Source organism: Thermaurantiacus sp. (assembly GCF_053487655.1).
Genome location: NZ_JBRCLD010000095.1, coordinates 1 through 18,300, shown reverse-complemented (window position 1 = coordinate 18,300; position 18,300 = coordinate 1). Strand labels below are relative to the sequence as shown.

The 18,300-nt window shown below is 65.5% G+C and carries 20 protein-coding genes and 1 pseudogene; 6 read left to right on the top strand and 15 right to left on the bottom strand.

Translation table 11 applies throughout. The annotated features are described in order from the left end of the window. Nucleotides 1–4 precede the first annotated feature (4 nt). Complete coding sequence (locus tag ACWIQA_RS09440) at nucleotides 5–139, bottom strand: hypothetical protein (protein WP_448582821.1); 135 nt, start codon at nucleotides 137–139, stop codon at nucleotides 5–7. A gap of 242 nt (nucleotides 140–381) precedes the next feature. Between ACWIQA_RS09440 and ssb the strand changes: the two genes are divergently transcribed. Next, a complete protein-coding gene (gene ssb, locus ACWIQA_RS09435; protein ID WP_448582820.1) occupies nucleotides 382–849 on the top strand; it encodes a single-stranded DNA-binding protein in 468 nt (155 codons plus the stop codon). A gap of 42 nt (nucleotides 850–891) precedes the next feature. Here ssb and ACWIQA_RS09430 read toward each other — a convergent pair whose 3' ends face one another. Continuing rightward, nucleotides 892–2,073, bottom strand: coding sequence for a DUF2853 family protein (locus ACWIQA_RS09430; RefSeq protein ID WP_448582819.1), 1,182 nt, complete (start codon nucleotides 2,071–2,073; stop codon nucleotides 892–894). A gap of 121 nt (nucleotides 2,074–2,194) precedes the next feature. On the opposite strand from ACWIQA_RS09430, the gene mce reads away from it, so the two are divergent. Next, nucleotides 2,195–2,617, top strand: coding sequence for a methylmalonyl-CoA epimerase (mce, locus tag ACWIQA_RS09425; RefSeq protein WP_448582818.1), 423 nt, complete (start codon nucleotides 2,195–2,197; stop codon nucleotides 2,615–2,617). A 103-nt stretch (nucleotides 2,618–2,720) separates the two neighbouring features. Continuing rightward, nucleotides 2,721–4,187, top strand: a pseudogene (locus ACWIQA_RS09420) (AMP nucleosidase); the annotation flags it as partial. On the opposite strand, the gene ACWIQA_RS09415 reads toward ACWIQA_RS09420, so the two are convergent. The 5 genes from ACWIQA_RS09415 to ACWIQA_RS09395 all read right to left on the bottom strand — a co-directional run bounded on the left by ACWIQA_RS09415 (nucleotide 4,184) and on the right by ACWIQA_RS09395 (nucleotide 9,334). Continuing rightward, entirely contained in the window at nucleotides 4,184–4,360 is a 177-nt protein-coding gene (locus ACWIQA_RS09415; RefSeq protein ID WP_448582817.1) for a hypothetical protein, read from the bottom strand. The pseudogene ACWIQA_RS09420 and the gene ACWIQA_RS09415 overlap by 4 nt on opposite strands. A gap of 197 nt (nucleotides 4,361–4,557) precedes the next feature. Next, nucleotides 4,558–5,484 (bottom strand): cyclase family protein, encoded by a 927-nt coding sequence (locus tag ACWIQA_RS09410; protein ID WP_448582816.1) that lies wholly within the window; start codon nucleotides 5,482–5,484, stop codon nucleotides 4,558–4,560. Nucleotides 5,485–5,575: 91 nt separating this feature from the next. Next, on the bottom strand, nucleotides 5,576–6,262 hold the full coding sequence (locus ACWIQA_RS09405; protein ID WP_448582815.1) for a PEPxxWA-CTERM sorting domain-containing protein: 687 nt from the start codon (nucleotides 6,260–6,262) through the stop codon (nucleotides 5,576–5,578). Nucleotides 6,263–6,798: 536 nt separating this feature from the next. Next, nucleotides 6,799–8,091 carry a serine hydrolase domain-containing protein gene (locus ACWIQA_RS09400; protein WP_448582814.1) on the bottom strand — a complete coding sequence of 431 codons (1,293 nt, stop codon included), beginning with the start codon at nucleotides 8,089–8,091 and terminating at the stop codon, nucleotides 6,799–6,801. Further along, a complete protein-coding gene (locus tag ACWIQA_RS09395) occupies nucleotides 8,066–9,334 on the bottom strand; it encodes a sulfotransferase family protein (protein WP_448582813.1) in 1,269 nt (422 codons plus the stop codon). The genes ACWIQA_RS09400 and ACWIQA_RS09395 overlap by 26 nt, the downstream gene beginning before the upstream one ends. A 28-nt stretch (nucleotides 9,335–9,362) precedes the next feature. Here ACWIQA_RS09395 and ACWIQA_RS09390 point away from each other — a divergent pair, with 28 nt between their 5' ends. After that, a complete protein-coding gene (locus tag ACWIQA_RS09390) occupies nucleotides 9,363–9,683 on the top strand; it encodes a hypothetical protein (RefSeq protein ID WP_448582812.1) in 321 nt (106 codons plus the stop codon). A 118-nt stretch (nucleotides 9,684–9,801) separates the two neighbouring features. Here the strand turns inward: ACWIQA_RS09390 and ACWIQA_RS09385 are convergent, their stop codons facing one another. The 7 genes from ACWIQA_RS09385 to folP all read right to left on the bottom strand — a co-directional run bounded on the left by ACWIQA_RS09385 (nucleotide 9,802) and on the right by folP (nucleotide 16,882). Further along, nucleotides 9,802–11,304, bottom strand: a complete 1,503-nt coding sequence (locus ACWIQA_RS09385) for a flavin-containing monooxygenase (protein ID WP_448582811.1) — start codon at nucleotides 11,302–11,304, stop codon at nucleotides 9,802–9,804. Nucleotides 11,305–11,482: 178 nt separating this feature from the next. Then, nucleotides 11,483–12,886 carry an NAD(P)(+) transhydrogenase (Re/Si-specific) subunit beta gene (locus ACWIQA_RS09380; protein WP_448582810.1) on the bottom strand — a complete coding sequence of 468 codons (1,404 nt, stop codon included), beginning with the start codon at nucleotides 12,884–12,886 and terminating at the stop codon, nucleotides 11,483–11,485. Between the two features lie 83 nt (nucleotides 12,887–12,969). Next, a complete protein-coding gene (locus ACWIQA_RS09375) occupies nucleotides 12,970–13,251 on the bottom strand; it encodes an NAD(P) transhydrogenase subunit alpha (RefSeq protein ID WP_448582809.1) in 282 nt (93 codons plus the stop codon). A 12-nt stretch (nucleotides 13,252–13,263) separates the two neighbouring features. Further along, a complete protein-coding gene (locus ACWIQA_RS09370) occupies nucleotides 13,264–14,385 on the bottom strand; it encodes a Re/Si-specific NAD(P)(+) transhydrogenase subunit alpha (RefSeq protein WP_448582808.1) in 1,122 nt (373 codons plus the stop codon). Between the two features lie 7 nt (nucleotides 14,386–14,392). Next, complete coding sequence (locus ACWIQA_RS09365) at nucleotides 14,393–14,518, bottom strand: aa3-type cytochrome c oxidase subunit IV (protein WP_448582807.1); 126 nt, start codon at nucleotides 14,516–14,518, stop codon at nucleotides 14,393–14,395. A gap of 58 nt (nucleotides 14,519–14,576) precedes the next feature. Continuing rightward, nucleotides 14,577–15,944, bottom strand: a complete 1,368-nt coding sequence (locus ACWIQA_RS09360) for an ABC1 kinase family protein (RefSeq protein WP_448582806.1) — start codon at nucleotides 15,942–15,944, stop codon at nucleotides 14,577–14,579. Between the two features lie 155 nt (nucleotides 15,945–16,099). Next, nucleotides 16,100–16,882, bottom strand: coding sequence for a dihydropteroate synthase (folP, locus tag ACWIQA_RS09355; protein WP_448582805.1), 783 nt, complete (start codon nucleotides 16,880–16,882; stop codon nucleotides 16,100–16,102). Nucleotides 16,883–16,963: 81 nt separating this feature from the next. Here folP and ACWIQA_RS09350 point away from each other — a divergent pair, with 81 nt between their 5' ends. Both ACWIQA_RS09350 and ACWIQA_RS09345 read left to right on the top strand, forming a co-directional pair. After that, complete coding sequence (locus ACWIQA_RS09350) at nucleotides 16,964–17,434, top strand: hypothetical protein (RefSeq protein ID WP_448582804.1); 471 nt, start codon at nucleotides 16,964–16,966, stop codon at nucleotides 17,432–17,434. A gap of 21 nt (nucleotides 17,435–17,455) precedes the next feature. Beyond that, nucleotides 17,456–17,935 (top strand): MaoC/PaaZ C-terminal domain-containing protein, encoded by a 480-nt coding sequence (locus ACWIQA_RS09345; protein WP_448582803.1) that lies wholly within the window; start codon nucleotides 17,456–17,458, stop codon nucleotides 17,933–17,935. On the opposite strand, the gene ACWIQA_RS09340 is transcribed toward ACWIQA_RS09345, so the two are convergent. Beyond that, a partial coding sequence (locus tag ACWIQA_RS09340) for an adenine phosphoribosyltransferase (protein ID WP_448582802.1) occupies nucleotides 17,932–18,300 on the bottom strand: 369 nt, incomplete at its 5' end. The genes ACWIQA_RS09345 and ACWIQA_RS09340 overlap by 4 nt on opposite strands.

Below are 18,300 nucleotides of genomic sequence, written 5' to 3'. Positions count from 1 at the left end.
ATCCTCAGTCGATGAGGCCGAGGAGGAGGACGGTCGCCGCGTAGAGCGAAAAGGTGACGACCGCGGCGGTGGCGAGAAGCGGGAGCGTGTTCCAGAGCTTGCCGTCGAGGTGGAGGATGCCGTGGACCATCTCGTGCACCGCATCGCCGATGCTGCGGTGGAGGTGGAGCTTCTGGCCGCAGGCGCTGCAATAGGCGCCGCAGTTGGCACAGGTGCCGTGTTCGGTCGCCGCGCCCGCGCGCGGGGCGGGTGGGTCGAGGGCGGCCGCCGCGGCGGTGGCCAACTGGCCCGTGGCCTCGGCCGATCCTTCCCTGCCGGTCTCCGCTTGGCCTCGGCACAACTCTGGCCTAACGGAAGGGCCTGCACAAGGGAGAGCGGCCAGTGGCGGGAAGCGTGAACAAGGTGATCCTGGTGGGCAATCTCGGTGCCGACCCGGAAGTGAAGAGCTTCCCGAGCGGCGGGCGTATCGCGAACTTGCGCGTTGCGACCTCGGAAAGCTGGACCGACCGCAACAGCGGCCAGCGCCAGGAGCGGACCGAGTGGCACAATGTCGTCATCGATAATGAGAACCTGGTGCGGATTGCCGAGCAATATCTGCGCAAGGGCTCGAAGGTCTATCTCGAGGGCCAGTTGCGCACGCGCAAGTGGCAGGACCGCGATGGCAACGACCGCACCACGACCGAGGTCTATGTCGGCCGCTTCCGGGGCGAGCTTGCGCTTCTCGACCGCCGTGAGAGCGGAATGGGCAGCGGTGGGGACTGGGAGAGCGGCCGCAGCAGTCGGGGCCTGTTGCAGCATGCACCCGACGACCCCATCGACGAATTGGGCGACGACGAAGTGCCCTTTTAGGGGCACCGCCTTGGCCGCTGCAAGGGCCGCCGGCCCGGACGCTCAGGGCGTTGCTTGGGTTCGCTCGACGACTGCAGGTTCGACGACCGTCCCCGCTGACTTTACTCGGACAGTCACACGACGGCCTTCGGCAAGGCTTGCATCGGCTCCGACGATGTCGGCCGGCTTGTCGAGATCGATCCGGTCTTCCGGGATCCCCGCTGCGACAAGGGCAGCCCTGGTGTTCTCGGCGCGGTCTTTCGCGAGTTGGGCATTGAAGGCAGCGTCGCCGCGCGGGTCGACATAGCCCGAGACTGAAAGTCGCTCGTCGGGGTTGGCATCGAGATAGGCTTTGAGCGGGGCTGCCTCGGCGCCAAGCGGCGCCACCTCGCGCTCGGCGGTGCCGAAATAGACGTTGAGCGCAGGCTTTCCTTCGATGGTTTCGGCGAGGACTCCGGAGCCGGTCGGGATGGCCGGAGTGGCGACGACCGGGCCATCGACACGGGGCGAGACAGGAGGGGGCACCTCCGGGCGGCCGCCGCCGATCTGTGATCCAAGAATCGCAGCCCCGAGAATGCCGAGGCCGAGGACGCCGGCGGTGACAACTCCCGTCTTGATGATGCCGTCATCATCGCTCGTGCGGCGCCCGCCATGTCGAATTGCAGCAACGGCCGCAGCAGCCGGCGCCGCAGCCATGGCCGCAGCAGCCGGCGCAGAGACGGCTGCAGCAGCCGCCGGAGCGGCAGACAAAGCAGCCGGTGCGGCGGCAGCCGCAGCAGCCAATCCGGAATCAACAGCGCCAGCAGCGCGAGTTCCGGCTGACCCGGGATCAGCGGCACCAGCAGCAGCCGAGTCAGACCCAGCAGCGGAAGCAGGGCCCGCGGCAGGCTCGGGGTCTGAAGAAGTTGCAGCAGCTGCCGTGCCGCCACCGAGGAGTCCGAGCTTCCCGAACATCTCGGCAAGAAGATAGTAGACAGTAACGCGGTTCTTGGTTGCGTCATCCTTCATCCGCTCGCCGACCTTGGCGATTGCGGCATCGAGCGCGTCATCGGGATCGGTCAGTCCGAGCTTCTTCTTGAGCCAGCTTTCGCGCACCGTCTCGAGTTCGGAAGGGTCGGTGAAGGAGACGAGCGAGGCGTCCCGACTCCTGAGCGCGATCCCGAGATGGCGGACAATCGCCTGGATGACGCTTTCGTCGGCGTCAGGCGCATATTTTCGGACGTTGATGCTCCAGTCTTCGGCCATGGTCCCCTTTCCCCTTGCTGTCCGGGACTGCCCCTTACGCTTGCCAACTAGCCGCCGCAGTGAACGTGGTAAAGGGGTTTGGACTGGCTTTGCCCGGCCGCTTGCCGCTATGGCGGTGGTCATGCGCATCGGACGGCTGAATCATGTGGGGGTGGCCACCCCATCCATCGAGGCGAGTATTGCCCTGTATCGCGACCTGCTGGGCGCAACGTGCATCCATGCGCCCTTCGATTTCCCTGACCAGGGCGTGCGAGTCTGCTTCGTCGATGTCGCCAATTCGCAAATTGAGCTCATCGAGCCGCTCGGGGCGGACTCGCCTATTCATGGCTTTTTGGCGCGGAACCCGAAAGGCGGCCAGCACCATGTCTGCTTCGAAGTGCCAGACATTATCGCTGCACGCGACGAGCTGGTGGCAAAGGGGGCAACCGTGTTGCGCAATGGCGAGCCCCGGATTGGCGCGCATGGCGTGCCGGTCATCTTCGTCCACCCGAAGGACATGGGCGGCGTTCTCATCGAGCTGATGGCGGAGCCCAGCGGCCACTGATGGAAAGCCCTCGCTGGCCCATTCGCCGGACCGCCGGCCGGCGGGCCGCTTCGGTGGCTTTGCCGGCGAACGCGGATCCGACCGAAAGTGCCCACCGGCAGCGACAACGAATGCGCGGGCGGCCGGCGCGCTGGAAGGCGCGCAAATGATTGTCGATGCCCTGGCCGAGCTTTATGACCAGGCTGTCGCAGCGCTCAGGGCGGCGCTCAGGCGCGTCATCAATGGCGGGCCGGCACCGGATGCCGAGGAGCGGCGGCGCTTCGTCTATCCTGAGCTGCAGCTGTCCTGGGCGGGGGATGATGCCGCCCCGCGCCAGGGCCGGGCGTTCGCTCGGCTGAACGCGCCCGGCGCCTATGCGGTGACCATCACCCAGCCGCGGCTGTTCCGGCGCTATCTTGAGGAACAGATCGACCTGCTCGCCCGCGACTATGAGGTGGAGCTTGCAGTCGGGCCGTCGGAGGTCGAGATCCCGTTCGCCTATGTGCTTGACGGAGCCTCAGATCTCACAATCGATGCAACTGCAGCCCGGACTCTCGGCCGGCATTTCGCGACGACCGAATTGCGGCATATTGGCGACGAGCTTGCCGACGGCCTGTGGCGGCAAGCAGCGGGCGCTCCACGGCCGCTTGCGCTGTTCGACGCGCCGCGCACCGATTTTTCGCTGGCCCGCCTCAAGCACTACACCGGCACACCGGCAGCACATGTACAGAGCTACATCCTGTTCACCAACTATCACCGCTACATCGACCAGTTCCTGATCTTCGCCTGCAACGCGCTGCGGCGGCCGGGAACCCGGTTCGTGCGGCTGTCCTGCCCCGGCGGGGTGGTGCTGGAGGGCGCGGCGGCAACACCCGCGGCGGCGCTGGCCGACGGAGCGTGGCGGCGGCACCAGATGCCGGCCTGGCACCTGATGGACGGCGACGGCCATGGCATCAGCTTCGTCAACATCGGGGTGGGGCCTTCGAACGCCAAGACCATCTGCGACCATCTGGCGGTGATGCGGCCCGAGGCGTGGATCATGATCGGCCATTGCGGGGGTCTGAGGCCCAGCCAGTCGATCGGGGACTATGTGCTGGCCCACGCCTATCTCAGGGACGACCATGTGCTCGACGATGTGCTGCCGCCCGAAATCCCCATTCCGCCCATTGCCGAAGTGCAGCAGGCACTCGCCCGGGCGGCCGAGGAGGTGACCGGGCTGACGGCCGAGCGGCTGAAGCCGCGCCTGCGGACGGGCACGGTGGTGACGACCGATGATCGCAACTGGGAGCTGCGCTACGGGCTTTCGGCGCGGCGGTTCAACCAGTCGCGCGCCGTGGCGGTCGACATGGAGTCGGCAACAATCGCGGCGCAAGGCTACCGCTTCCGGGTGCCCTATGGCACGCTCCTGTGTGTTTCCGACAAGCCGCTCCATGGCGAGATCAAGCTGCCCGGCCAGGCCAACCGCTTCTACGACGGGGCGATCTCCGAGCATCTCCAGATCGGAATCTCGGCGATCGAGCGGATGCGCGAGGAAGGCGGCCGGCTGCACAGCCGCAAGCTTCGCGCGTTCGACGAGCCGCCGTTCCGCTAGGCGCGGAGCTGGCCGGCGTCGAAGACGGGCAGGAGGAAGCCGGCGATGAGGAGGCTGTTGGACGCGACGTTCAGGGGAAAGCCGGTGGCAACCGACAGCAGGCTGTCGACGACATACCAGAAGAGGAGCGCGGCGGTGAGCCCGGCCCAGAGCGGGCGGCGGAGCGCCCTCATTGCAACGGGGCCCTTTTCCTCATGCGGCGGAAGCTTTCGCTGTTCCTGCGCGCGCTCGGAGCCAATGCTGCGAGCCTTGCGCATGCTCTGTTGGTGGCGCCAGAAGCTGCCATGGGTAGCGGGACCATGGGTGCAGCTCCGCGTTCTCGTCGGCTGCCTCGTCTGGCCATTCCTGCGCGTCGGTGCCCCGCTGCGTGCTAGCGGATGGCGACCGGGTTGACGATGGCCTGAACCGTCCCCTTGAGGCGGGGGACTCCGAGCACGAACAGGAACTCGGTTGCACCATCGGCGGCAAGCGCATTGGTGTCGATGTTCTCAAGAATATGGACACCGTACCGGGTGAGCAGGATCTGGTGGACGATGAAGGGCTCGTTCGCTTTCTCAAACGGGATCACCTCCAACGCAGCCGTATCCGCGCCGATCATCGCAACACCTTGCGCTGCCAGCCACTCGGCGCCCTCGCGGCCGAGGCCGGGCTGGGAGGCGATGAAGGCACGGCCGTCTTTCGCTGCCATGGCGGCCATCCAGCCAGTGTGGAACAGGACGACATCGCCCTTGCGCAGCGTAAGACCAGCCGAGCGGAGCGCGGCCTCGATCTCGCGGCGGTTGAAGGCGGTGCCGGGCGCGAGCGGGCGGCCACCGTTCGCTTTCACCATGTCGAGGAGGATGCCGCGGGTGGCGGCCGGCGGCACGCTCTCGGTGCCGTAGACGGTGACGCCATCGGGCGCGAAAAGGTCCTTCGCCGGGACGTTGTTATAGTGGTGGTGGGCGATGCCGATGTGGGCGAAGCCGTCGAGCTGGGTCCCGATTCCGACATGGGTTAGGAGCACATCGTCATGGCCAGTGACCCGGTTGGCGCCAAGCGGCTGGCCGCTGCCGTCGTCGCTGGGTGTGACGACGATCTTGTAGGACCGGCCCGGCCAGACAGGCGTGGCAGGACCAGTGACGACGCCGAGCGCGTAGACACGGCCGAGCTTGACCAGGCGTGCAGCTGCCCGCGTTGCTTCCGGCGAGAGATGGTTCATGGCGCCGATCCGGTCGGCCGGGCCATGGGGCGAGGGTGGGACCGGATTGGCGGCAAGTGGTGCCGCGGCCAGCAGCAGGGCGGCGATGGGCGTTTTCATGGCTTTCCCTCCGCCCGGGAGGAAAGCAGGATCACCTGGCAAGAACAAGGGCCCCGCGCTTTCTGCACGGGGCCCCTTGGCAGCGAACCGGTCAGGCGGCCAGCGCGACCTTGCGGCGGCGGGCCATGAGGCCGACGAGGCCGAAGCCCTTGATCAGCATGGCCCAGGTGGAAGGCTCGGGAATGACGACGCCGCTTCCCGGCGAGGACGTGAGGAGAAGGCGATTGATCGCGAAGTCTTTCGGCGCGGACGATGCATAGTCGAGCGTCAAGACGATCTTTTTGATGTTGACCGACGAGGTCAGGACGCCGAGGAAAATGGCCGAGCCGTCACGGCCAGCATGGCTAAACCCATCGCGGGTGACGGCACAAAGCAGCACGTCCATGTCGTCATAGGCGGCAAGCCGGGCACTGAAGGCGCCGTAATAGTCGGCCTGCCACTGCGTGCCGGCGCCAGCAACTGGAGACGCAAAGACGATGGTGATGTCGGGCCCATAGCCCATGTTCCAGAGCAGCTTGTGACAGGCCGCGAAGTTGCCGGCCCAGCCAAGGTTCTGGTCACGGCGCTGGAACATGCCGCCTGCGCTCGAGACGGTGGCCGAGCCGCCGAGGTTCGTGGTGACGACGACCGGCGACAGGACGACTGTGAAGCTCGGTCCGAGCTGGCCCCAGTCGATGAAGTCGGTCGCACCGAGCGCGCCGGGGGTGGTGACCGCCGAGACCGCGAGCGCGGGGGCAGAGACCACACCAGCAACGGCCGCGAATATCAGCTTGCGCATTCCTCTTTCCCTCCTGCGGGCAGGCACCATTGCCAACGCCTCACATTTCTTCGATAGAGAGAGCCGAAAAATCAGATAGTTGCATGAAGCACAGTTCGAATCCTGTAAAAATTTTTTAAAGATTCGGGTATCGCAGGATTGCCGGGAAGATGGGCCGCGATCGCATGCGGGGACAAACTGGTGTGGGTGAGAAAGTTGCGGGCTTGCCCGGGGGCAAGCGAACGATGCGGCGCTCGCGCCTCGGATCGGTCAGGATGCGCTGACCGTCGACTCCCTTGACACGGGTGCTCCCTTGCTTCGCCATGGGCTGCCAAACATGTGCGGCAACCTGCCAGGTCGAGCGCTTGCCGGCTTGATGATCCACGGCAACGCCATGGTCTGGCGCCTTGCACTCGAAGACAGGCCGTCCCGGCCCGAGAGCGCGAAAGGTGGCGCGTTCGAAGGTTCAGGTATCGTGCCGTCTCGGGCACATTGGAGCTGAACTGGAGACCGCGGTCGAGTGCAGCAAGCGCCGATCCCTCCGACCAAGAGGCCGGTCAGTTGGAGAGCATGCGGAGGGCGCGGGCGGCGAGCTCCTCCTCGAGTGCGTTGAAGCGCGAGCGGGTGCCGGGCGGTGGTTTGGCGGCGCTTCCGGTCATGGCCCAAGCGCGGACAGTGCCGGAAGCCGGGTCAATCACGAGTGCAGAGAAGAGGCCGTAGGCTTCGCCGAGGTGGCCGCAGCCGGCCATGGGCGCGGGCGCGAGCGGCTGGTCAGTGCCGGCCTCCCCGCCTCCCGAGAAACAGTGGAGCCCCCCTTCGGACCAGAAGCGCATGAGGCGGGTATCGGTTTCTGCGCCCGTGCCGCCGGGTGCGACCGGGCGGGGGCGGAACAGGGCAGCATGGGTTGCAGGCTTCAGAAAGCCGTTGCGGTTGACGAGGAGAGCCTGACCAAGCCGTGCAAGCTCGACAATTGAGATCCGCAAGCCGCCCTGAGGTGCGAAAAGACCGCCGTTGGTGCCGGGGAGATAGGTCTCGAGCGCGCAAGGCCCACGGGGAGCGGGGCGGACCGGGCAGCCGCCGGCCGGGCGCTCGGAATCGACCTGCGCGACCCATGGGCCATCCGGCTGCCAGGTTTCGCCGAAGTCGGTGGATTTTCGGTAGAGGACTGCGCCGGTCGCGGCGAAGCCTTGCGCGCATTCCGACCAGTTGAAGCATGCCTTCACTCCGAGCGGGTCAAGGACGAGGGCGCGGGCGGCGCGGTCGAACCGCTGGCCGGTCTGCATCTCGACGATGGTGGCAAGAAGGACGGAGTTCAAGTTGGCGTAATCAAAGGCAGTGCCGGGGGCAGCCGCGCTCCAGGCCGCGGGTCCCAGCATCTCTTCGAGCCGAGTGCCGAGCGTTGCTGCATAGCCGCCGGCATCCGAGAGGCTCGATTCATGGCGCAAGAGTTGGCGGATGGTGACGGGGACCTGGGGGTGGGCTGGGTTGCGCAGCGGCCGGCCGAGCGCGCGGGCAGCATCAGAATCAAGCTCGATCTGGCCCTGGTCGGCAAGGCGGAGGATGGCGAGTGCGACCACGATCTTCGAGATCGAGGCCACGCGCATCGGGGTGTCCGGGGTGAGTGGGCGGAGGATGGTGCCATCAGCTGCGAGTTCGGCCCCGCCTTCCGTCTGGGCGGCGAGCTGGCCATCGGCGGTGGCGGTGGCATGCGCGAAGCCGGCGACCGGCACGCCGGCAAGGCGCGGGAGCTCAGCGCTCGCCGCAGGGGCGAGGAGGAAGGCGGCAAGCCCGGCGGCGCAGCGCAGCGGGGGCCGGCGAGGGCGGTCAGGCAGCGACGCGGGCGGGCGCAAGCGCGGGCGGCGGGGCAATATCAGCGAAGGTCGCTTCGACTTGGGCGCGGGTAAGCCCGAAATCCTCGAGCGTATAGCGGTGGTGGGCGAAGGGGTGTTCACGCGCGGCGCGGGCCACATAGGCGCGCATGGCTGCGCGCGCGGAAGGGCTGAGCTCGAGGCCGAAGTGGCTGTAGATCCGCTGGATGGCTTGAGGCCAATTGGCATTGACTTCCTCAAAGCCGATATCGATCTGGCGCTCTGGGGCGATTTTGGGCCGGACGGCGGCCGTGCGGTCCATGCGGTGGCGCGTTTTCCACAGCCATTCGCGGCCGACCCAGTGGGGGTCAACATGGTCGGACTGGACGACCATCTGGTTCCACGCAAGGCTGGCTGAGGACGCAACCACCGAGACTGGGTCACGGTGGGTGAAGACGACGCGCGCCTGGGGGAACTGCAGGAGAAGCTGGTCGAGATCAGCCATATATTGAGGTGTTTTCAAGACCAAGGGCCGGCGGTCGCCAGTGAACCATTGGCGCAGCTTCATCAGCTGCTTCATGCGGGCATAGGCTGGGCCCATGTCCGCCGTTTCGCAGTGACGGGCAAAAGAGGGGATCGCGCGCTGGGCCTCGATGAGCGCGCCATGGAGCGAATGTTCAAGAAGCCCGAGTTCTTCGTCCACTTCGAGCGGGCCCGTGGGGTGGACCTCCGCGTTTCTCGGATTGATCCAGGTAAGGATGCGAAGCCCGAAGCGGGTCCGCGAGATACGCGGGTCTGCGACCTGCGTGAAGCACTTGGGCCAGGGCACCGGGCAGGTCGATTCGTAGAGGCGGAAGGCGGAGAAGCCGGGATCCGAGGCGATCAAGCGCTGCAGACGGGTGGTGCCCGAGCGCATCGGGCCCACAATGATAAGGGGAGGCGCGATCTCCTCTTGCGCAATCTCGGGGTGCTGGCGGAACAGCTGCTCGGCCCAGAGCCGCTCCTTTACGATCTTCAGAAGCGAGCCATGGGCGATGACGCGGCCGAGCGTGTTGAGCCGGGCCTCGTGCCGGAGGGCGGGGAGGAGCACGTCGCGCTGGGAATCCAAAAACCGGGTATCGCCGAGGTCGGACAAGCCGGTCTCGCGCATGGCGCGAGTCACAATCCGCTCCCAGCACAGGTCGGCCGGCGGTTGGAGGCCACGGTCCCACAAGCGCTCAAGGCCGCGCATGAGGCCGTTCAGCGGAAAGGGACGGAAATGGGTTGCAGGAGGAAGGCTGGACATGACGCGCAACCCTGATAGGGCAAGGTTCATGGCATTTGCATGGCGCCTGGGCACGGTTGCTGGGCTGGTGCTCCTTTCCGGTTGCGCTGTGTCGAAAGAGGCACGGATTCGCGCGGCCTTGACGGATGCTGGCGTGCCAGAGCCCATGGCGGCCTGCATGGCTGAGCGAATGGCGGATGACCTGACGAACGAGCAGCTGCGCATGCTGGCCCAAGCCGCCTCCGTTGCCCGCCGACCGGCGCGCGAACTAACTCTCGACCAAGCGTTGAAAGCGCTCAGGACCGTGGGGGACCCGGCGACGATCGGCGTGCTCGCGCTCGCAACAACCGGCTGCATCGGGCGGATTTAGCAGGCCGGGTCGCCGTTCGGGCCCTGCCTTTGCGGCCCCCCAAGAAGCCTGCGTCCGCAAGTGGCCCAGCCGGCGGTGTGGCGATTGTGCGGACCAGGTCCGCGGGCCGCACACGCGTTCAGGCGTAACGGAAGGCCGGGTCATCGAGATCGATGGCCGGGAGTTCCCTCAGTTCCCTCGGATAATCCTGGTTGTGCTGCCACTCCGGCTTGTCGCCGCGTTTGGGCAGGCGATCGAGGTCGCGCTTCAAATAATTGGGGTTGAAGTTTTCCTCGTCGATGAAGGGGAGGATTGGCATATTGTGATCCTCCGGGCGCAATGCGACTTCGACTCGCCGGAAGCCCTTCCGATCCATGTGGTTGAGCAACCGGCAGACGAAATCGGCGACAAGATCGACCCTGAGCGTCCAGGAATAGCGGAAATAGCCAAAGATCCACACCATGTTGGGCACGCCAGTAAACAGCATGCCACGGTAGGTGACCGTTTTTCCGAACTCGAGCGTCTGGCCGTCGATCACAAACGCGATATCGCCCAGGATCGAGAGGTTGAAGCCAGTGGCAGCGATCACGATATCCGCTTCGACAAGGGTGCCGTCTTTCATTCGGATGCCCGTTTCCTCGAAGTGGGCAATCTCGCCTGTCACCATGCTCGCCTTGCCACTTGCGATTCCCATGAACATGTCGCCATCCGGGATGTAGGCGAGGCGCTGCTGCCAGGGGCGGTAGCGCGGAGTGAAATGCGGGTCGATCGGATAGTCGTTACCAAGGAAGAGGCGGGCCGCCGCGAGCAATTCGGACTTGACCACCTCAGGCTCCTCCATGCAGCGTTCGGTGATCTCGTGCTGGTCATGGAGGATCTTGCGGCGCGTGACCTCATGCACTGTCGCTTCTGGCACCCCGAGTGCGCGCATCGTGTCGGCTGCATCCTGGCGGTTGGGCGCGGGATAGAAATAGGTGGGCGAGCGCTGGACGACCGTCACATGCGCGGCTTCGGGCATATTGGGAACGATGGTGGCAGTGGTTGCTCCTGAGCCAATGATGGCGACGCGCTTACCAGCATAATCGAGGCCGCCTTCGGGCCATTCCATCGCGTGGAGGAAAATGCCCCTGTAGCGTTCGCGCCCCTCCCAGTCGGGGATATAGCCTTTCAAGTGGCGGTAATACCCCTGGCACATCCAGAGGAAGGTGGCGCTGATGGCGAAGGGGCCTTCCGCGTTGGTGCCGCGAAGGGTCCAGCGGTTGGCCTCGCTGTCCCATGCAGCGTGGGTTACTCGGTGGCCGTAGCGAATCCTCGGTGCAAGGCCGTTCTCGGCAATGACTTCGCCCAAATATTTGAGGATCTCGTCACGCGTTGCAATCGGCGGGCCGACCCAGGGCTTGAAGCGGTAGCCGAAGGTGTAGAGATCGCTGTCGGAGCGGATGCCGGGGTAGCGATGGGACCACCAGGTGCCGCCGAAGCTCTCAAAGGCTTCGAGGATGACGTAGCTTTTGCCTGGGCACTGATCCTGGAGATGCTTGGCAGCCCCGATTCCGGAAATGCCGGCGCCGACGATGAGGACGTCCACATGCTCGGCTGGCTGCGTGGCTTCGCGCGCGGCACCTTCGACGGTCATGACGTTCATAAGGGGAGACCTCCCTTGCTCCTGGCCGCGACATGGAGCGGCGACTGCGGGAGGTCAACTGATGCCGTTGAGGGGCTGAGAAGTTCGGCTTCTGGCGCCGCAAAGCTGCAGCCGCCACCTGCCTTGCCAGCGAGCCCTGCAGCAAGGTCGCGCACCAGCCCCGGAGGGCCAGCCGCCTTCAGGCGAGGCCCTTCACAATCTCGTCGGTCATCTTCTTCGCGTCACCCAAGAGCATCATGGTGTTGTCGCGGTAGAAGATATCGTTGTCGATGCCAGCATAGCCAGCACCGCCCATGCTGCGCTTCACGAACAGCACCGTCTTGGCCTTGTCGACGTCGAGAATCGGCATGCCATAGATGGGGGAGCCGGGTTCGCGCGCCGCCGGGTTGGTGACATCATTGGCGCCGATCACGAAGGCGACATCAGCCTGGGCGAACTCGCCGTTGATGTCTTCGAGTTCGAATACCTCATCGTAAGGGACGTTCGCTTCTGCCAAGAGCACGTTCATGTGGCCCGGCATCCGGCCAGCGACGGGGTGGATCGCATATTTGACTTCCACCCCTTCCTTCTTGAGCAAATCGGCCATTTCCCGGAGCGCATGCTGGGCCTGCGAGACAGCCATGCCATAGCCGGGGACGATGATGACCTTCTCGGCATTCTTCATGATAAAGGCGGCATCGTCGGCCGAGCCGCGCTTCCATGGCCGGTCAGTCTTGGCCGCTCCCGCAACGACGGCATCGCCACCAAAGCCGCCAGCGATGACCGAGAGGAACTTCCGGTTCATGGCCTTGCACATGATATAACTCAAGATGGCGCCCGATGAGCCGACAAGGGCGCCAGTGACAATCATGGCGGTATTCTGCAGCGTGAAGCCCATCGCCGCCGCCGCCCAGCCGGAATAGCTGTTCAGCATCGAGACGACGACCGGCATGTCGGCCCCGCCAATCGGAATGATAAGGAGAAAGCCGATAACGAAGGCAAGCAGCGTGATGGTCCAGAAGACCCAGGCCGACTGGTCGGTCATAAAGTAGCCGACGAGGCCGAGGATGACAGCAAGCGTGCCCAAGTTGATGACGTGGCGCGCCGGCAGCAGGATGGGGGCGCCCGACATGTTGCCATTCAGTTTCAGGAAGGCGATGATGCTTCCTGAGAAGGTGATCGCGCCGATGGCGGCACCCAGGCCCATCTCGAGGCGGGAGACGGGGAAGATCTCACTGGCCTCATTGAGGAGGCCGAAGGCGCCAGGGTTCAAATAGGCGGCAGCAGCGACGAGGACGGCGGCAAGACCGACGAGGCTGTGGAAGGCGGCGACCAGCTGCGGCATGGCCGTCATGGCAATGCGCTGGGCGACGAGCCAGCCGATGACGCCGCCAATCGCAACCGCGCCAATGATCTCGGGAAGCGAGGCGACATCGTGGGTCAGAAGCGTTGCTGTGACGGCAATCGCCATGCCGACCATGCCGAAGCGGTTGCCAGACCGGCTGGTCTCGGGGCTGGAGAGGCCGCGCAGCGCGAGGATGAAGAAGACGCCCGCGACGAGATAGGCGAGGAGTGCCCAGGCGGGGATGGCGGCTTCGTGCATGTGTCAGTCCCTATATCCAGCGGGGCTCTTCACTCCGCCAGGGGCCGGCGACCGCTGGACCTGGCGGAAGATACCAGGAGCCCTCACTTGGCCTTCTTCTTGTACATGGCGAGCATGCGTTCCGTGACCGCGAAGCCGCCGAAGATGTTGATGCTGGCCAGCACCACCGCCGCAAGTCCGAGCCATTTCGCAGTCGGCGATCCGGCCGAGGCCGCAGCGATGAGGGCACCGACCACGATGACGGAGGAAATCGCGTTGGTGACCGACATGAGCGGCGTATGCAGCGCCGGTGTTACCGACCAGACGACATAATAGCCGACGAAACAGGCCAGCACGAAGATCGAAAGAATGGAGAGAAAGTCCATCGAAAGCCTCCCTCAGCCTTGTAGTGCGGGGTGAATGATCGCCCCACCACGAACGACCATGGCGCCTTTGACGATCTCGTCGTCTTCGGGGAGCTTGAGGCTCTTTGCGTCCTTGTCCCAGAAGGTTTGCACGAAGTTTAAAAGATTACGGGCGAACAGCGAGCTGGCAGTTGACGCCATGCGGCTGGGGTAGTTGGAATAGCCGAGAATGGTGACGCCGTTCGGAGTGACGACCGACTCGTCGGCCCTGGAGCCCTCGACATTGCCGCCCTGGGAAACCGACATGTCGACGATGACCGAGCCCGGCTTCATGCTGGCGACCTGCTCGGCCGAAACAAGCCGGGGCGCCGGCCGACCGGGGATGAGGGCGGTTGTAATCACGATGTCCTGTTTTGCGATTGTCTCGGAGACGAGCGCGGCCTGCTTCGCCTTGTAGGCATCAGACATTTCCCTGGCATAGCCCCCCGCCGTTTCAGCGGCAGCCGTCTCCTCATCCTCAACGAAGATAGGCTTGCCACCAAGCGAGAGGATCTGCTCCTTGGTGGCAAGCCGTACATCGGTCGCCGACACCACTGCACCCAGCCGCTTGGCAGTGGCAATCGCCTGTAGGCCAGCAACACCCACCCCCATCACGAAGACGCGGGCAGCAGGCACTGTGCCCGCCGCCGTCATCATCATGGGAAACGCCCGGCCATAGGCGTGTGCTGCGTCGATGACGGCCTTGTAGCCGGCGAGATTGGCCTGGCTTGAGAGGATGTCCATCGACTGCGCGCGGGTGATGCGAGGCACGAACTCGAGCGCGAACGCGTCAACTCCGGCCTTGGCATAGGCGGAAAGGCGCTCCGTCGCTTGATAAGGGTTGAGACTTGCGGCCACCAGCGCCCCCTTCGGCAAACCCTCAGGATCGGGCCCCTGGACTGCCATCACCAGGTCGGCGCCTGCGAGCACATCGGCGCGGCTGCCCACGGTCGCACCAGCTGCCGCATAGTCGGCATCGGGCAGGTCAGCGAGAAGGCCAGCGCCGGTTTCAACCGCCACTTGAGCGCCGAGGGCAGCCAGTTTCTTCGCCGTCTCCGGCGTGGCAGCGACCCGCCGCTCACCAGCGGCAGTTTCTCTCAAGACTGCGATCTTCATGCGCCCCCTAGGTCAGAAAGATGGCCATGCCGATGAGGATGATGGCGATGAGAATGACGGCCCATTTGGTCAAGCCAAGGAATTTTTCCCACGTGCCAAGAGCTTGTTCTGGAAGCTTGTCGAGTTCCGCCATAGTCAGTCCTGAGTGTATCGTGAACCGGCCCTGGCTCCCTTGCACCAGCCAATAGCGTTCAAGCAATGCCAGCTTTGGGAGGGAGAGAAAGGCCAGCTGCGGCAAGCGCTGCCTGTTGCCGCGCTGCCACCCCTTCCCGCGTAAAGCCGGCAATGAGGTCCTGGAACATCCGGGCCCAGTTCAAGCGCGCGCCGAGCTGGATGAAGACGCCACCCAGCCCGATGGCGGCGCGGTCCATGAAGACGAACTCGGCAGGGATGCGGACGGTGCCGGTCTTGCGGAGCTCGGCATGAACTTTCTGGGCAGTGGCGCGGCCATATTCGCCGGGCTTCGCATTCTCGTCGATTGGGCGGACCCGGTCGTCGAGGAGGGGGCCGTAGAGGAATTTCGCCCACACCAGGAGGATACGCATCAACTCCTTCGTGAGACCCCGGAAGCCCCAGAGGCCAAAGGCGTGGAAGGCACGATCCTCGTCGTCCGCGTCGATGGCGCGGTAGAGTTCGTTCACGCCCTCGAGGAAGGCGGGCGGGAAGATGCGGACGCAGCCGAAATCGAGGAGATTGATTTGCGCTCCGCCGGCATCGGCTGCGGCCACCGTATAGTTGCCAAGATGCGGGTCGCCGTGGATGACTCCGACCTGGTAGAAGGGCTTGTACCACGCAGTGAACAGCGCCTCGGCGATGCGGTTCCGGACGTCCTCGGGCGCGTCCCGGAAGGCAAGGAGTTTCCGACCCTCCAGCCATTCCATGACAAGGAGGCGTGGGGTCGAGAGGGCTTCGTAGACCTGCGGCACGCGGACCTCATCGCGGCCCTGGAGCATGTTGCGGTAAAGCCGGATATGCTTTGCTTCCCTGAGGTAATCGAGCTCCTCGCGCAGCCGCGCGGCGAGCTCCTCGCGGATTTCGGCAGGGTCGATCGAAGTGTCGATCCGGCGGAAAAGGGCAAGCAAGAGGTCGAGTTGGCCCAAGTCGGCTTCAACAGCAGACGCCATGTCAGGATATTGCAGCTTGACCGCGACCGTCTCGCCTGTCGGGAGCCTTGCCTTGTGAACCTGGCCCAGCGAGGCAGCAGCGGCGGCTTCGAGCGGGAAGTCCGCGAAGCAAGTGCGCCAGTCGGGCCCAAGCTCGCCGGCCATGCGGCGGCGGACGAAGCCGGGGCCCATGGGCGGCGCGTCGGCCTGGAGCTTGGCGAGTTCGGCGGCGAATTCGGGCGGGACGGCATCGGGGATGTTGCCGAGGATCTGGGCCAGCTTCATGACTGGGCCCTTGAGTTCCCCCAGCACCCGGCGAAGCTCGGCAGCGTTCCTTGCGTCGGCGAAGTCGCGGCCGCCGGCCCGCGCCACGGCAGCGCCGGCAGCAAAACCGCCGAGGTTGGCGCCCACCCTGGCGAAGCGGGCAAGGCGGCCGGCGAGTGTCGCGTCTGTCATGGAGGCGACATAGGGGCGCGCGGCCGACAACGCGAGTGCGGCACGGGCGCGCTCAGGAAGAGTGGTTTGGCATTGCCTGCAATCCTTGCCTCCCACCATTCTCTGCTGCCGCTCTGCAATTGCCGGCGACCAGCATGGCCACAAGGCACCCGGACTCAGTGCGGCCCAAGGGAGGCGGGATGGCAAGCGGCCCAGACCGCGAGCGCCTGGGCGGTCTCGGCAACATCGTGCACGCGGACCCAGGCTGCGCCGTGGCGGGCGGCATGCAGCGCAAGCGCCAGGCTTCCGGGCAGGCGGGAATGGACGTCGGCGCCGGTCAACCGGCCGATGAGCGCCTTGCGGCTGGCGCCGAGCAGGAGCGGCGACCCCAGCGCGGGGAGGTTCCGGAGCAGGGCGAGATTATGGTCAAGCGTCTTGCCAAAGCCGATACCTGGATCGCGGACGAGACGGCTCTCGGCGATTCCGGCCGCCACGCAGGCGGCAACGCGGGAATCGAGGAAAGCGCGGACTTCGGCGACAACATCGGCGTAAGCGGGCGCCTCCTGCATCGTCTCGGGCGTGCCCTGCATGTGCATGAGGACGATGGTCGCCGACGAGCCGGCTGCAACCTCAAGGCTTTCGGGATCATAGGTCAGGGCTGAGACGTCATTCAGCATACTGGCGCCGGCGGCGAGCGCTTCGGCCATCACCCGGGCTTTCCTCGTGTCGATCGAGACCGGCACGCCGCGGCGGGAAAGACCCTCGACAACAGGCATGACGCGGCGAAGCTCCTCGTCCACGGCAACCGGGGCGGCGCCGGGCCTCGTTGATTCGCCGCCGATGTCGATGATGGCGGCGCCAGCTTCGGCCATGCGCAGGCCCGCATCGATGGCTTGCCGGGCGTTTTTGATTCTGCCGCCATCCGAGAAGCTGTCTGGAGTGACGTTGAGAATGGCCATGATCTTGGGACACATTGGCCATGCGCTGCCAGCCCGAGGGCCAGGCGTCAAATCCGGCGCAAGCTGGCCGTTAACGCATCCATGAAGCTCTACCACGCGTTCCAGATCGGCGACCGCCTCAAGGTTGGGCCCATCCTCGTCAATGGCGCCGATGCCAAGAGCTTTGCCCAGAAACATGATCCCCTGGCGCTGGTGCCGGGTGCGGCAGGACCGCATGCGACAATCAGGTTCGGGCGGATTGCAAGCCCCATGTACACACTCGCTGCCTGCCTTCAGCCGCTCCACGCCGACATGCTGGCAAGCAGCGCAGCGCTCGCTGGGCCGCCAATGTGGGATGAGGTGCGTTTCCCGAGCCCGGTCTATCCGATGGATCGGCTGTTCGTGGATGCGGAGGTCACCGAAAAGAAACTGGCCGCAGATGGCGGGCGTGTGACCCAGACAGTGCGGGCGAGAAACCAGAATGATGTCGTTGTGCTGACGGCGAAGGTCACCTGGCCGGTGGTGGCGGCACCGCGCCTTGCCGTCGTAAAGCGCGAGGTGTCACTTGCCTGAAGGCACGCCGGGAGAGGGGCTGTGCGCTCATTCGATGATTTTGCCGTGGGCGATATGGTGCGGTTGGGGCCGCTCACCATCAGCCGGAGTGAAGCAGAGGACTTCGCCCGGCGCTACGACCCGCAGCCGTTCCTGATTACGGACGAGGGGGCAAAAGGGCATCCGATCTTCCGGCGAATGGCAGTCTCCGGATGGCTGGTCTCAGCCCTTGTCAACCGGCTGATCGTTGAGGAGATGCAGCAGAACCCGGCGGCATTGGTCGGGATGCCGGGCCTCGAGCGGCTGCGCTGGGTGCGACCGGTCTATCCCGACGACGTGCTGATGGTGGAGGCGGAAGTGGTGTCGATGCGGCGGCTTCCACGCTGGCCCGGAATTGGCCTGGTGCGGCAAAAGCTGCGGGCCCGCACCCAGGAGCGCAAGCTGGTGCTGTCTGCCGTGCTGGCGCTGCTGATTGCCGCTCCCGAGCGGCTGACAGTCATGCACCGCCTGGTCGACGCCTAGTAGCGGACAAGACTCGCGTGGGGAACGCCGAGGCGGGCGGCGCCACCAAGATCCGCAAGCTCGACCACGAAGATGGCGCGCGTGACATGCGCGCCTGCCTCAGCAAGCAGGCGGACGGCAGCGTGGGCAGTGCCGCCAGTTGCCAGCACATCATCGACAAGGAGGACGTGTGCGCCCTGCGGCAGGTCGTGGCGATGGAGTTCGAGACGATCCCGGCCATATTCGAGGCCATAGTCGAAGCCGATCGTCCGGCCCGGGAGCTTGCCGGGCTTGCGCAGGAGGAAGAGGCCGCGTCCGGTCTTGTGGGCCAGCGCCGCCCCGAAGACGAAGCCGCGCGCTTCGATCCCGGCGACGAGGTGGAAATC